Source organism: Streptococcus sp. F0441, assembly GCF_000314775.2.
In the GTDB taxonomy this organism is placed as follows: domain Bacteria; phylum Bacillota; class Bacilli; order Lactobacillales; family Streptococcaceae; genus Streptococcus.
Window position 1 is genome coordinate 245,372 of the sequence record NZ_KB373321.1, and the last position, 13,078, is coordinate 258,449.

The following is a 13,078-nucleotide window of genomic DNA, read 5'->3' on the forward strand; positions in this document are numbered from 1 at the left end:
TCCGGTATAATCATTGTTTCAATAATGTTTTCGACAAGCGAAGTAAATTGCCAAAAGAATAAAGGTAGGGATATTTGCAAGCAAAAAAGTTAAGGAAATCAGACAGAAAATCTCCCACCAGGTTATGTTGTTAGTTAAGGCCAGAGAGAAGATTGTCAATAAAGAAAAGCAATAAGTTATGCCTGGCAGTATGAAACCCAGCTACTTACTTTCTTTTTTGGAGAGAAAAATCTGTAATAGGATTCCTCCAGTCAGGATTGGCAATATGATAAATGAAACGATTACGGTTCTCATTTGTTTCAACTCCCTCCATCATTTTGATATTCAGACGTTACTATGTCAGACGAATCAAAGGAATAGATGTATTGGAGCTTATAAGCGCAGTTTCTTTACCTACAGTCTCCAGAATACCCATTTCATATTGAAAGTAACACTAAATAAAAAAGTCAATCAAGAGATTAATGCTTAAGAGAGATGGAGGATTGCTACCCTCTTATTCCTAAGTTCTAAAACATCTATATAAGATATTTTGAACTGACTATTATCCCCATTCTTTTCAGAGCTATCTCTGAGAGCAAGGAGTACAATAGAAAAAATAGCTTGGAAGGAGTATAATGAAGGTATAAAGATAGTTTGGAGGTCTGACCATGAAAAAGCTACTACTAGTCCTAGCTACTAGCATGCTAGTCTTATCTGCCTGCCATAAAATGACAGAGGATGGAGCAACTAGTCCGTCAATACCAAGGGAGCAACAAACCAAGGAAACAACTAACTATTTTCACTATTTAGCAGATTCCTATCAAAAGGCTTTTTCGCATGAAAAAAATCATAAGGATACACCCGGCCAATCACCTATGGCTGCTACGGTTACAGCTATGGAAGAACTCCAGTTATCTAATCCGACTGATCAAGCCTTGATTATGAAGAACTACTCAGATTTTCAGAAGCTAATCCAATACAACACCGAAAAGTGGGAAGAAGAGTTTGCAAGTTGGGCTTCTTCTATGGGGCAGTTCTATCATAGACTAGAGCATAGAAACTTTGATGAAAAGAATGATCTCATCAAAAAATTAGAAGCAACAACTGTTTCTCAGAAAAGTGTCAAATGGAATGTTTTTGGAGTATCGAGTGACAATGCCTATGATTACTTGGTTTTGGATGCCTACTATGACAATCAGGACAAACATTTCTACCTATTTACACTGAAGGATGGGCAAGCACAGGTCTTGCATACCGATAAGACACTGGAAACTATCCCTACTGCAAATTTTGAAGAGACTGAGAATACGGATTTAGCGCAACGTTTTAAGGAATTTCTATTAAAAACAAGTGTAACCACAGAGAGCGAGCCAGATACAGATAATAGTTCTTTAATAGACAAGATAAAAACAGCCATGGAATCCTATTCGGATAGTAAAGGTGAAAGATTTAAGTCAACTAACCTAGCAACATATGGTCACTACTATGGACTAGCAGTGCCTGACCAGATAATGCAATTTGGGCAAGTGGATGGAATGAATTATACTTTTAAATGGTATGGCTATATTGCAGGTTCAGGTTCTGGGAGGTTTGATATCCTAGCTTGCTATGTGAATGAAGCAGAGACAGAGGTGATTCTCTTTGGCTACAAGGATGGTAATCCTGCTCTTTTACACACCGAAGGACAGCCGGAGATTGAGAAAAACGAATCAGGGGCTATCATAAATGCTCAGGTTCATTTTGTCGAGGTTCATCACCCAATATTAGAACAAGTTTTCAATTAGTAAAGAGGAAATACATTTATCGTATGCAGAGTGTTTCTCGTGAAACCTATTTCTTATAAAAAACTTCTCCACAAAAAATAATTTGTGGAGTTTTTTCTATAATTAGTAGTTTAACCTAGCTATCAATTAGGAGTATACTAATAATGTAATCGTTATCAAACCTAAAAATTCGATGAAATCAGTTTTTAGGAATAAAAAGGGAGGAAATTATGAAAAAGTTTTCAAAGACCTTGAGAGATAACTGGATCTTTCTCTTGATGGTTTTACCAGGGGCACTCTGGTTGATTCTATTCTTTTACATTCCAGTATTTGGGAATGTGGTCGCCTTTAAAGACTACCATATGACCAGTAATGGTTTCATAGATAGTATTGTGAATAGTAAATGGGTCGGGTTAGATAATTTCAGATTCTTGTTTAGTTCAAAAGATGCCTTTATCATCACTCGAAATACCGTTCTCTACAATCTCGGCTTTATCTTTATCGGTTTGATTGTATCAGTAGGGATTGCCATCATCCTCAGCGAGCTCCGCTCTAAGAGAATGGTTAAGATTTTCCAAACGTCTATGTTGTTCCCTTACTTCCTGTCATGGGTTATCATCAGTTTCTTTACAGATGCCTTCCTAAACATTGACAAAGGGGTCTTCAACCATTTCCTAACATCCATTGGCATGAAGGAAGTCAACTTCTACGCTGACTTAGGCATTTGGCCATACCTTCTCCTTTTCCTTGGTATTTGGAAAGGCTTTGGATATAGCAGTGTCATGTACTATGCGACGATCATGGGAATTGATCCAACCTACTACGAAGCAGCAACAGTGGACGGGGCTAGCAAGTGGCAACGTATTCGCAACGTAACCATTCCTCAGTTGACTCCGCTTGTAACAGTCTTGACCATCCTTGCAGTCGGAAATATCTTCCGTGCAGACTTTGGTCTCTTCTATCAAATCCCACACAATGCTGGTCAGCTTTACAATGTAACCAACGTTTTGGATGTATATGTCTTTAATGGTTTGACTCAGACAGCAGATATCGGTATGGCTTCAGCAGCCGGTCTTTACCAATCCGTTGTCGGTTTGATTCTGGTTATCCTATCAAACTTACTTGCAAGACGAGTAGATCCAAATTCAGCACTATTCTAGAAAGGAGGAAAGCATGGCAGAAAAAATTAAAAAAGAAAAAATCGATAATGTCGGCATTCACTCCTTCAGTAAGAAAGCAGATATCTTCTTTAGTATCATCTCTGGTTTGATTGCTCTTTCTTGTATCTTGCCCTTTATCTTCGTTATCATCATTTCGGTGACAGACGAAAAGAGCATCCTCCAGTATGGATATAGCTTTTTCCCTTCGAAGTTTGGTGTAGACGGATTCCAGTTCCTAGCTCAGTTTAAAGATAAGATCCTCCAAGCGCTCTTTATCTCAGTCTTTGTAACAGTAGTCGGAACAGTGACCAACGTCTTCATCACGACAACTTATGCCTACGCCATCTCACGGACAACCTTTAAGTACCGCAGATTCTTCACGATCTTTGCTCTTCTTAGTATGTTGTTCAATGCTGGTTTGGTACCAGGCTATATTGTGGTAACTCGCCTGCTTCAACTTGGTGATACCGTTTGGGCCTTGATTGTTCCAATGCTTCTTTCACCATTCAACATCATCCTGATGCGTTCTTTCTTCAAGAAGACCATTCCAGAAGCCATTCTCGAGTCCGCTCGTATCGATGGTGCCAGCGAAGCTCGGATCTTCTTCCAGATTTGTTTGCCATTGTCACTTCCAGGTATCGCAACCATCACGCTTTTGACAGCTCTTGGTTTCTGGAACGACTGGTTCAACGCCCTTCTTTACATCAAGAGTGACAACTTGTATCCATTGCAATATTTGCTTATGCAAATCCAACAAAATATGGACTACATCGCAAAAGCAGTCGGTCTATCTGGTCAACTGGGAGTTGCTCTTCCAAAAGAAACAGGTCGTATGGCTATGGTTGTCGTTGCAACCCTTCCAATCGCCATTCTATATCCATTCTTCCAACGCTACTTTGTTAAAGGTTTGACGATTGGTGGTGTGAAAGAATAGCATTTGCTGAGAAATACCGTTTCTCTCTTCCCAACTTCATCTTAGTAACTGAAGTTACAAATTATTAAATCGTTTATAAGTTTAAAAACAAAAAAAGGAGTTTTTATCATGAAAAACTGGAAAAAATATGCTTTTGCATCTGCTAGCGTAGTCGCTTTGGCTGCAGGTCTTGCTGCTTGTGGAAACCTTACAGGTAATAACAAAAAAGCTGCTGACACTGCTTCAAGTGAAAAACCTGTTCTTAAAATGTACCAAATCGGTGACAAACCAGACAACTTGGATGAATTGCTAGAAAATGCAAACAAAATCATCGAAGAAAAAGTTGGTGCTAAATTGGATATCCAATACCTCGGATGGGGTGACTACAGCAAGAAAATGTCCGTTATCACATCATCTGGTGAAAACTATGATATCGCCTTTGCAGATAACTATGTTGTAAATGCTCAAAAAGGTGCTTACGCTGACTTGACTGATTTGTACAAGAAAGAAGGAGCAGAGCTTTACAAAGCACTTGACCCAGCTTACATCAAAGGAAACACTGTAAACGGTAAGATCTATGCAGTGCCAGTTGCGGCTAACGTTGCATCATCTCAAAACTTTGCCTTTAACGGAACTCTTCTTGCTAAATACGGTATCGACATTTCAGGTGTCACTTCATACGAAACACTTGAACCAGTCTTGAAACAAATCAAAGAAAAAGCTCCAGACGTAGTACCATTTGCGGTTACGAAGAACTTTATCCCATCTGATAACTTTGACTACCCAGTACCAAACGGACTTCCATTTGTTATCGACCTTGAAGGAGACACTACTAAGATTGTAAACCGTTACGAAGTACCTCGTTTCAAAGAACACTTGAAGACGCTTCACAAATTCTATGAAGCTGGATACATTCCAAAAGACGTAGCAACAAGCGACACTTCATTTGACCTTCAACAAGATACTTGGTTCGTTCGTGAAGAAACAGTAGGACCAGCTGACTACGGTAACAGCTTGCTCTCACGTGTTGCGAACAAAGACATCCAAATCAAACCAATCACTAACTTTATCAAGAAAAACCAAACAACACAAGTCGCTAACTTTGTCATCTCAAACAACTCTAAGAACAAAGAAAAATCAATGGAAGTGTTGAACCTCTTGAACACTAACCCAGAACTTTTGAACGGTCTTGTTTACGGTCCAGAAGGCAAGAACTGGGAAAAAGTTGAAGGTAAAGAAAACCGTGTCCGCGTCCTTGATGGATATAAAGGAAACACTCACATGTCAGGTTGGAACACTGGTAACAACTGGATCCTTTACATCAACGAAAACGTTACAGACCAACAAATTGCAGATTCTAAGAAACAATTGGCAGAAGCTAAAGAATCTCCAGCACTTGGATTTATCTTTAACACTGACAGTGTGAAATCTGAAATTTCAGCAATTTCTAACACAATGCAACAATTCGATACAGCTATCAACACTGGTACTGTAGACCCAGATAAAGCTATTCCAGAATTGATGGAAAAATTGAAATCTGAAGGTGCTTACGAAAAAGTATTGAACGAAATGCAAAAACAATACGACGAATTCTTGAAAAACAAAAAATCATAAGATCGATTGATTTCGTGTATTCATTCCTAATTCCTAAAAATGTGATCACTGCCTTCCTTAGTTCTCTAGGGGAGGTAGTGATTTTTAGGATGTAAAAATGAAAAGAGTGGTTCTGAGGGTTTATGCGATGTGATACACATACATCTATAGAGGATTTATTATGAAAAAATATCAGCTTCTACTCAAAATAAGTGCAGTCTTCTCTTACCTGTTTTTCGTATTTGGTCTTTCTCAGCTGACGCTTATTGTCCAAAATTATTGGCAATTTTCTTCCCAGATTGGCAATTTCGTCTGGATTCAAAATATCTTGAGTTTGCTATTTATCGGAGTCATGATTTGGATTTTGGCTAAGACAGGCCATGGCTATCTCTTTCGCATTCCAAGAAAAAAATGGCTCTGGTATTCGATTTTGACAGTATTAGTGGTAGTGCTCCAGATCTCTTTTAACGTTCAGACAGCTAAACATGTCCAGTCAACTGCTGAAGGTTGGGCTGTATTGATTGGTTATAGTGGGACTAACTTTGCAGAGCTAGGTATCTATATAGCCCTGTTCTTTCTGGTTCCGCTGATGGAAGAATTGATCTATAGAGGTTTGTTGCAACATGCTTTCTTTAAACATTCGCGATTTGGCCTTGATTTGCTTCTTCCTTCCATTTTGTTTGCTCTTCCTCATTTTTCAAGTCTGCCTAGTCTGTTAGATATCTTCGTCTTTGCAACATCTGGAATCATTTTTGCTGGTTTGACCCGTTATACCAAGAGCATTTATCCTTCCTATGCGGTGCATGTGATCAATAATATTGTAGCGACCTTGCCATTTTTGCTGACTTTTTTACATAGGGTGTTTGGGTAAAATACTGGCTGGAGAGTTAGGAATTATAGTTTTTCAATTTATAAGCGAATTTCAGGAGGAAAATGAGTATGACACCATTAAAATGGTTTGCTGGAGGAAGTGAAAGACGTTGTGAAGCGATGACCATCATTGATCATCTATTGGAAGATATAAAGGCTGCGCCTCAACTTGCTCCCCTGAAAAATCAGTTAGTGATCTATAAAAAACGATTAGAGGACGACGGGACCTCTGTTCCATTTATATTGAGCCAAATGAATGTTGACCTTTCGCGTGTATTGATTGAAAACAAGCTAAGTTTGTCAGAAAGTCAAGACGAGCAGATCAAAAAATTGAGAGAATTATCTGCGATTCGGTATGGTTACTGATGAAGTGCAGTGGCAGGTCTCTCTATATAATTTCCGGTCAAATAAATTGCATTCGTTTTCTCAAGTGGGTATACTAGAATAGTTGAATGAAAAATTCTGAAAATTTAAGAATAGAAAAGAGAACAAATCTTATGGCAAAAGATATTCGTGTCTTACTTTACTACCTCTATACCCCAATTGAAAATGCAGAGCAATTTGCGGCAGATCACTTGGCCTTCTGTAAATCAATCGGCCTTAAAGGTCGTATCCTAGTCGCTGACGAGGGAATCAACGGAACAGTTTCAGGTGACTACGAAACAACTCAAAAATACATGGACTACGTTCACAGCCTCCCAGGAATGGAAGACCTCTGGTTCAAGATTGACGAAGAAAATGAACAAGCCTTCAAGAAGATGTTTGTTCGCTACAAGAAAGAAATTGTCCACCTTGGTTTGGAAGACAACGACTTTGATAATGACATCAACCCACTTGAAACAACAGGTGCTTACTTGTCTCCAAAAGAGTTTAAAGAAGCCCTTCTTGACGAAGATACCGTTGTCCTTGACACACGTAACGATTATGAGTACGATCTAGGACACTTCCGTGGAGCTATTCGCCCTGACATCCGCAACTTCCGTGAGTTGCCACAATGGGTTCGTGACAACAAGGAAAAATTCATGGACAAGCGTGTCGTGGTTTACTGTACAGGTGGCGTTCGCTGTGAGAAATTCTCAGGTTGGATGGTTCGTGAAGGCTACAAAGATGTTGGCCAATTGCATGGAGGAATCGCAACTTACGGTAAAGACCCAGAAGTTCAAGGCGAGCTTTGGGATGGGAAAATGTACGTCTTTGACGAGCGTATTGCCGTCGATGTCAACCATGTTAACCCAACCATCGTAGGGAAAGACTGGTTTGATGGAACACCATGTGAACGCTATGTCAACTGTGGAAATCCCTTCTGTAACCGTCGTATCCTAACATCAGAAGAAAATGAAGACAAGTACCTTCGTGGATGCTCACACGAGTGCCGTGTTCACCCACGCAACCGCTATGTTTCAGAAAATGAATTGACACAAGCAGAAGTAATCAAGCGCCTAGCAGCTATCGGTGAAAGCTTGGATCAAGTCGCTACTGTATAACATCAAACAGTCCTTAGGGGCTGTTTTTCTATGCTTTATATCTAAAAAACTAAAGTTTGTTTCTGTATCTTTCAGGAAAATAGATTATACTATATGTAAACGATTTCAAAGGAGGCCAGTTATGGCGAAAATATTTTTTATCCCAAATAAAGAAAGCATTCTAGGACAACAGGAGGTCTTGACTGCCAAGTCCATCTTGGCTTTGGTGGAGGGCTTGGAGTCGCATAGTTATGATGCGGTTTATCTCCGTCAGCCCCTCAATCGTCTCGAGTATATCGAGTGTGGAATTGTAGGCCAGTCGCAATTTCTCTTCAAAGTGAACTATGCGGATAGTCGAAAAGGCTATCAAGTGGTGATTCCAGACTTCCTTACCAGAGCAGACTGGGAGATTGTAGAAGCTCTCCTCCAAGCCCTGTCAAACAAGTTGGGGCAAGTGGTAGAAGGGCTAGAAGGGTTTGACTTTGAAGCTTATTTCCGACAAACAGTTCAGAATTATCTAGCGGATAAGGCGGCTCGTCTAGTATACTGCCAAGGTCTCTTGTCCCCTATCTATTTCAACAAGGAATACCTCAAGAGCTTTTTGGCTGAGGATGGATTGGCACGTTTTGAAGAGCTGGTCAAGAAGGTTCAAGGCTCTGATGCCTACCTTGCCAGTGTGAAATTTTACCCAGACGCCCAAGGCAAGGTACACGGTATCTACCACCTAGCCCAAGGAGTCAAGACAATTTTGCCAAAGGAACCCTTTGTACCAGCGCTTTATATCGAGCAGTTAGCAGGCAAGGAAATTGTTTGGGAGATTGACCTAGTGGCGATTTCTGGTGATGGGTCCAAAGCAGAAGACTACGAATCCATCGCTCGCTTGGACTATGCAAGATTTCTAGAGTCACTACCAACAGCATTTTACCACCAACTAGATGCTAATCAATTAGAAGTACAAGCCATTTTGGGAAAAGATTTTGAGGAATTGGCAAGCATCGAGTAGGCCTTGTTCAAAAAAGAGTAAGCATAAAAATCCCTGTCATTAACAAATGGCAGGGATTTTAGTTAAAAGAAGGTCAGGATGCGAAGGTAGTCTACTGTCAGCGCGAGCTCTGCAATGAAGAAGGGTAAGAGAATAGCACCATCAAGTAAGACAGCTAGTAAGAAACGATAGAATGGGTCAAGGCCACTAATCTTACTTGGTTTACTAATCACAAAGAGATTGCCAAGGGTAAAGATGGCCATGCTTAGAAGAGTGAGGATACCAGCAAATCGTAAGCCGCCAAAGAGTGCAAAGAAACTTGCTAGAGCCGTTAGGACAAGTGGGATAGCAAAGAGTCTGCTATACCGATCAAAGGCTTCTTGGAATGTGAAGTCACTCTCCTGGTCCAGTACACGTCGGACAGTAAAGCCTCCCAAAATGATGGAAAAGTAAAACAGAGCGCTAGCGACCAGAATCGAAAGTCCAGCAAAGAGATCTAAAGGTGGGAGCTGATTAGGAGAACTATTAGCAATAGAGACCATATAGCCATAGTAGAGTCGCTTGATATGATAGATACTAAAGAAAAGGTTGATTGACGACAGCAAGGTGAGCAGGGCAAAGACACTGTAACGATGCTTTTGGTCCGTATTCTTGCTGGTAGTTGGTTCTTGGATAGCGTCCAGCAGCCAAGTCCAAAATAGTGCGATTTCTTCTTTTAATCGGGTAGTTTTACGAGGGTCAATATCTGGGATATAGGGGCTTTCTAAAGCCTTGCTGAGAATACTTTTCTCTTTTACAGAGTTTTCTTGCTTGTGTTCCTCTTCAGCTTTCCCTTCTCCCTCTTCCTCGGTTTGGGTTTCCCCGATTATTTCGGGAGCTTCCTCCTCATGCCTTTCCGACTCTTTAGGTGAGATAGGAGTTTCTTGGCTTGCTTGTGGTTCGGTCTCTACAATTTCCGAAGTCTCTGGTTGGTCGGGTTGGATTTCCGATTTCGTCTGAGGTGATTTCTTCTCCAGATCGGCGCTTTCAAACCATTCTTGTGTCATGGTGGAACCTCCTTTTTTATGGTCGTTTTCTATTTTTTAGATTAGCAGATGAAAGCGTTTTTGTCAATGATTGCTAGGTGGAGCAGAGTACTCTTCTTCCTTGGGGAGGTAGATATCCTGATTGGCTTTTATGATGAGCAGGTCCTTGACATCTGCTTTTTCTGTTTTATAAGGGTTGGCGAGTTCATTATCTTTTTGTTTAGGATGTTCTCTTTGTGCTTTACGATAAATACCGCCGTGCTTAGAAGAAATATCTAGATTGATACGATCGAATTCTGCCTTAGAAAGAAAGAGTGTTAAGTCGTTATGAGAGTCTAGCTCAACCTTGCCGTGGACCTTGATATTTTCAGCATAGATATGTCCCCCCTCCGTCTTGACCTGACTATCTGTCAATTCGGTATCAAAGATATTGATGATATGAGGTGTCGTTAGTGTACTGTTCTTGATAGAACTTTCTGTGAGTCTTAAGAGATATCCTTTTGTTTTGATTGTCGCATTTTCAAGATTGGCTTGACGAATATTGGTCTGTCCACGATTGACTGAGACGGTGATAGCTTGCAGCTTTCTTCCTTTAGGTAGGGAGAGTATGACTTCGTCAAAACGACTAGAATAACTGCTAGCAATACGAAGTAGGCCTTCGATTCCTGAACCGAGAAAACGATGTTGGGAGGCTTGTTTGTCAGTGACGCTCAGTGTTTTGTCACTCATGCCAGTAGTTAGATCGTGACGACCAGACACGGACGGATGATAGGTGATATGGATCTTGTCATCTACAGACTCTGTGATGGTTAGGCTATGTTCCTCAAGGGCTAAATCAAGTTTTTCCGCTTCGCTTCCAAAGGTTACTTCTTCAATACGATTGTCATAGACGGGGTCTTTTGACATGGCAAGCAAACTTTGAATACCATTGGACTGGGCGCCTACAATGATCATGATAAAACCAAGGATTGTAGAAACCACACCAAAGATGAGAAATCCTTTTGTCAATTTACGCATGTCTGTCACCTCTCTTTCCTTTTTTTAGAATCCATTGCACCAAACGGACGACCAGAAGGCCAAAGAAACGAGCTACATAGGAGATGCCTAGTAGAACAAGAGAAGAAGCACCGATAGCAAGCAAACCAGCCCCGAAAATCAAGATAAAGGCGGATTTGGCTTCGACTAGGACACTAAAGCTCTCTACGATAAAGAGTCCGCCCAGTAGGATACCTGTCACAGAGACGGTAAAGAAGGCTAGAATGACGGAGGTAGCTGCGATAAAAAGCCCGATAATGGTTAAGATCATTGCAATTCCAACAGGAATTCCGATAGGGGCTGCTAGTAAGGCAAGTAGGGCAATGTGTAGCAGTTGACGGTCATTCTTTTGAGTAGGGGATTCATTAACTTTTTTATCGAGGAGGTTAGAGAGGACATCATGAGCCGCTTCTTTTGGGGTTCCTAGACTGGCAATGAGTTCTTCTTCGCCCTCTGGACCTGCATCGTCAAATAGTTCCTTAAAGTAGTCCATGGCTTCGATGCGGTCAGCTTCAGGTAGTTTATGGAGATAGGTTTCTAACTGAGTCAGATAGTCAGTTCTTGTCATGGCGGATACTCCCTTCTATGATGCCGTTGACGGTGTCGGTATAGAGCGTCCACTCTTCCTTTAGAGTAACGAGCTGCTCTACGCCCCGATTGGTCAAGGAGTAGTATTTGCGCATACGCCCCTGAAACTCTCTAGAGTAGGTGGTCAGAAAGCCACTGGCTTCCAATTTTTTGAGAATGGGATAGAGCGTAGATTCTTTTATATTGGCGATGAGCTTAATGGTTTGGCTAATCTCATAACCATAAGAATCCCCCTGCTCCAGTACAGCCAAGATGAGAAACTCAATCAAGGCAGAGGATGTTGGGAAGTACATGGGAAACCTCCTTTTCATTATATAAAAATTTTATATATACTCTTTTCAAATATATTGTATCTCAATATGAAAGCCCTGTCAAGAAATATGTGTAAAAATTTTATATATAAAAAACTCCTAGTAAAAACTAGAAGATTAGAGGAACTTATCAGCCCGATCCACCATAAAGAGTGAGATGGTCAAGATGATATCGATGGCTAGAAGGGCAAGGACAGCTGGAATCCAAGATTGGAAAAGGTCAAAGCTATAACCAAACAAGGTAGGACCAAAGGCCGCCAAGATGTAGCCCCCTGTTTGCGCCAGGCCTGAGAGTTGCGCAGTCTTTTCAGGCGAGCTGGTCTTAAGTGAGAAGCAAACCATGAGATAAGGAAAGAGGGCACTACAGGCAGTCCCAATCAAGAGGTGGGCGACTAGCCAGTAGAGGAAGTTGTTGCTTGGATACAAGAGCATGGCAATTCCTATCATACCAGCGATAGAGATAATTGCCAGCATGATCTGACGGTGACCGTCTGACAAACGAGTTGTCAGACTTGGGATAGTCATGGAAAAAGGAATGCTGATCAGCGAGAAGATAGAAGCTAGAAGAGCCGCATCGCTATTAGAAAGACCAGCACTAATAGCCATAGTTGGCAACCAGGTCATACTTGTATAAAAGAGCAAGGACTGAAGCCCGCCAAAGACAATGATGGCCCAGACATCTTTACTTTTTAGAATATTTTCTTTGACTTGCTTTTCTTTTTTGCTTTCTAGGTGGTGGTTGTGGCGATGATTTGGCAACCAGACTAGCAGAGTGACCAAGCAGAGGAGGCTGAGAACGAGGATTAAGCCCTTCCAAGAACTAGCTTGGGTGATAGGGACCGATAGATAAGAAGCGATGGCCGTTGAACCCCCCATGGCAGTGACATAGAGAGTTGTTAGGAAACTAATCTTTTGAGGCTGATTTGCCTGGATCATACTTGGGAGAAGAACATTAAAAATAGCGATGCTCGCACCGATAATCAGAGTTCCTAGATAGAGGAGGGGTAGATTGAAGATACGAATGACAGAACCAATAGTTAAGAGAAGGAGACAGTAAGTAAAGAGATGCTCTAGTCCGATTTTTTGTGCCAAGCGGCTTGCAAAAGCCGAGAAAAGAGCAAACATCAAGAGCGGCAGACTGGTTAAAATTCCAAGAGAGCTGACCTCCACTCCTAGTCCTTGAGCAATATCTCCTAAAATAGTTGGTAAAGCAGTAAAAGGAGAGCGTAAAACAGTCCCGATTAAGACAATTCCTAGGATAAAAAAGAGTGATTGTTTTTTCATAAAAACCTCTATAAGATGATTTTAATAACAGCTTATTTTAAGGTTTTTTCTATATAATGTCAAGTAATGACAGCTAAGAAAGTTCGATTGATTTAAGCGAGAATAGAGTGAA

Annotated in this window: 13 protein-coding genes; 8 read left to right on the plus strand and 5 right to left on the minus strand. The window is 41.0% G+C overall.

Annotation, left to right across the window (positions count from 1 at the left end; translation table 11 throughout):
- Positions 1 to 647 precede the first annotated feature (647 nt).
- The 8 genes from HMPREF9188_RS01165 to HMPREF9188_RS01200 all read left to right on the plus strand — a co-directional run bounded on the left by HMPREF9188_RS01165 (position 648) and on the right by HMPREF9188_RS01200 (position 8,744).
- Entirely contained in the window at positions 648 to 1,763 is a 1,116-nt protein-coding gene (locus HMPREF9188_RS01165; protein ID WP_009729614.1) for a DUF4767 domain-containing protein, read from the plus strand.
- A gap of 209 nt (positions 1,764 to 1,972) precedes the next feature.
- A complete protein-coding gene (locus HMPREF9188_RS01170) occupies positions 1,973 to 2,902 on the plus strand; it encodes an ABC transporter permease (RefSeq protein WP_000714584.1) in 930 nt (309 codons plus the stop codon).
- A 13-nt stretch (positions 2,903 to 2,915) separates the two neighbouring features.
- Positions 2,916 to 3,836, plus strand: a complete 921-nt coding sequence (locus tag HMPREF9188_RS01175) for a carbohydrate ABC transporter permease (RefSeq protein ID WP_009729615.1) — start codon at positions 2,916 to 2,918, stop codon at positions 3,834 to 3,836.
- Between the two features lie 108 nt (positions 3,837 to 3,944).
- Entirely contained in the window at positions 3,945 to 5,429 is a 1,485-nt protein-coding gene (locus tag HMPREF9188_RS01180; RefSeq protein ID WP_009729616.1) for an ABC transporter substrate-binding protein, read from the plus strand.
- A 160-nt stretch (positions 5,430 to 5,589) separates the two neighbouring features.
- Positions 5,590 to 6,279 carry a CPBP family intramembrane glutamic endopeptidase gene (locus HMPREF9188_RS01185; protein ID WP_009729617.1) on the plus strand — a complete coding sequence of 230 codons (690 nt, stop codon included), beginning with the start codon at positions 5,590 to 5,592 and terminating at the stop codon, positions 6,277 to 6,279.
- 68 nt (positions 6,280 to 6,347) lie between these two features.
- The gene (locus HMPREF9188_RS01190) at positions 6,348 to 6,644 is read left to right on the plus strand and encodes a bacteriocin immunity protein (protein WP_009729618.1); all 297 of its coding nucleotides are present in this window, start codon (positions 6,348 to 6,350) and stop codon (positions 6,642 to 6,644) included.
- Between the two features lie 131 nt (positions 6,645 to 6,775).
- Positions 6,776 to 7,762, plus strand: a complete 987-nt coding sequence (trhO, locus tag HMPREF9188_RS01195; RefSeq protein WP_009729619.1) for an oxygen-dependent tRNA uridine(34) hydroxylase TrhO — start codon at positions 6,776 to 6,778, stop codon at positions 7,760 to 7,762.
- A gap of 121 nt (positions 7,763 to 7,883) precedes the next feature.
- On the plus strand, positions 7,884 to 8,744 hold the full coding sequence (locus tag HMPREF9188_RS01200) for a DUF4299 family protein (protein WP_009729620.1): 861 nt from the start codon (positions 7,884 to 7,886) through the stop codon (positions 8,742 to 8,744).
- 62 nt (positions 8,745 to 8,806) lie between these two features.
- Here HMPREF9188_RS01200 and HMPREF9188_RS01205 read toward each other — a convergent pair whose 3' ends face one another.
- The 5 genes from HMPREF9188_RS01205 to HMPREF9188_RS01225 all read right to left on the minus strand — a co-directional run bounded on the left by HMPREF9188_RS01205 (position 8,807) and on the right by HMPREF9188_RS01225 (position 12,966).
- Positions 8,807 to 9,769 (minus strand): stage II sporulation protein M, encoded by a 963-nt coding sequence (locus HMPREF9188_RS01205; RefSeq protein ID WP_009729621.1) that lies wholly within the window; start codon positions 9,767 to 9,769, stop codon positions 8,807 to 8,809.
- A 63-nt stretch (positions 9,770 to 9,832) separates the two neighbouring features.
- Positions 9,833 to 10,765, minus strand: coding sequence for a DUF4097 family beta strand repeat-containing protein (locus HMPREF9188_RS01210; RefSeq protein WP_009729622.1), 933 nt, complete (start codon positions 10,763 to 10,765; stop codon positions 9,833 to 9,835).
- Positions 10,758 to 11,351, minus strand: a complete 594-nt coding sequence (locus tag HMPREF9188_RS01215; protein WP_009729623.1) for a DUF1700 domain-containing protein — start codon at positions 11,349 to 11,351, stop codon at positions 10,758 to 10,760. The genes HMPREF9188_RS01210 and HMPREF9188_RS01215 overlap by 8 nt, the downstream gene beginning before the upstream one ends.
- Positions 11,338 to 11,664 (minus strand): PadR family transcriptional regulator, encoded by a 327-nt coding sequence (locus HMPREF9188_RS01220; protein ID WP_000273860.1) that lies wholly within the window; start codon positions 11,662 to 11,664, stop codon positions 11,338 to 11,340. The genes HMPREF9188_RS01215 and HMPREF9188_RS01220 overlap by 14 nt, the downstream gene beginning before the upstream one ends.
- 135 nt (positions 11,665 to 11,799) lie before the next feature.
- Complete coding sequence (locus HMPREF9188_RS01225) at positions 11,800 to 12,966, minus strand: CynX/NimT family MFS transporter (protein ID WP_009729624.1); 1,167 nt, start codon at positions 12,964 to 12,966, stop codon at positions 11,800 to 11,802.
- Positions 12,967 to 13,078 lie beyond the last annotated feature (112 nt).

Excerpts from the sequence above, each read along its gene's own strand:
- HMPREF9188_RS01180 (WP_009729616.1), top strand. The coding sequence starts at position 3,945 with ATGAAAAACTGGAAAAAATATGCTTTTGCATCTGCTAGCGTAGTCGCT.
- HMPREF9188_RS01165 (WP_009729614.1), top strand. The coding sequence starts at position 648 with ATGAAAAAGCTACTACTAGTCCTAGCTACTAGCATGCTAGTCTTATCT.
- HMPREF9188_RS01175 (WP_009729615.1), top strand. The coding sequence starts at position 2,916 with ATGGCAGAAAAAATTAAAAAAGAAAAAATCGATAATGTCGGCATTCAC.
- HMPREF9188_RS01215 (WP_009729623.1), bottom strand. The coding sequence starts at position 11,351 with ATGACAAGAACTGACTATCTGACTCAGTTAGAAACCTATCTCCATAAA.
- HMPREF9188_RS01225 (WP_009729624.1), bottom strand. The coding sequence starts at position 12,966 with ATGAAAAAACAATCACTCTTTTTTATCCTAGGAATTGTCTTAATCGGG.
- HMPREF9188_RS01205 (WP_009729621.1), bottom strand. The coding sequence starts at position 9,769 with ATGACACAAGAATGGTTTGAAAGCGCCGATCTGGAGAAGAAATCACCT.
- HMPREF9188_RS01190 (WP_009729618.1), top strand. The coding sequence starts at position 6,348 with ATGACACCATTAAAATGGTTTGCTGGAGGAAGTGAAAGACGTTGTGAA.
- HMPREF9188_RS01185 (WP_009729617.1), top strand. The coding sequence starts at position 5,590 with ATGAAAAAATATCAGCTTCTACTCAAAATAAGTGCAGTCTTCTCTTAC.
- HMPREF9188_RS01170 (WP_000714584.1), top strand. The coding sequence starts at position 1,973 with ATGAAAAAGTTTTCAAAGACCTTGAGAGATAACTGGATCTTTCTCTTG.
- HMPREF9188_RS01200 (WP_009729620.1), top strand. The coding sequence starts at position 7,884 with ATGGCGAAAATATTTTTTATCCCAAATAAAGAAAGCATTCTAGGACAA.
- HMPREF9188_RS01220 (WP_000273860.1), bottom strand. The coding sequence starts at position 11,664 with ATGTACTTCCCAACATCCTCTGCCTTGATTGAGTTTCTCATCTTGGCT.
- HMPREF9188_RS01210 (WP_009729622.1), bottom strand. The coding sequence starts at position 10,765 with ATGCGTAAATTGACAAAAGGATTTCTCATCTTTGGTGTGGTTTCTACA.
- trhO (WP_009729619.1), top strand. The coding sequence starts at position 6,776 with ATGGCAAAAGATATTCGTGTCTTACTTTACTACCTCTATACCCCAATT.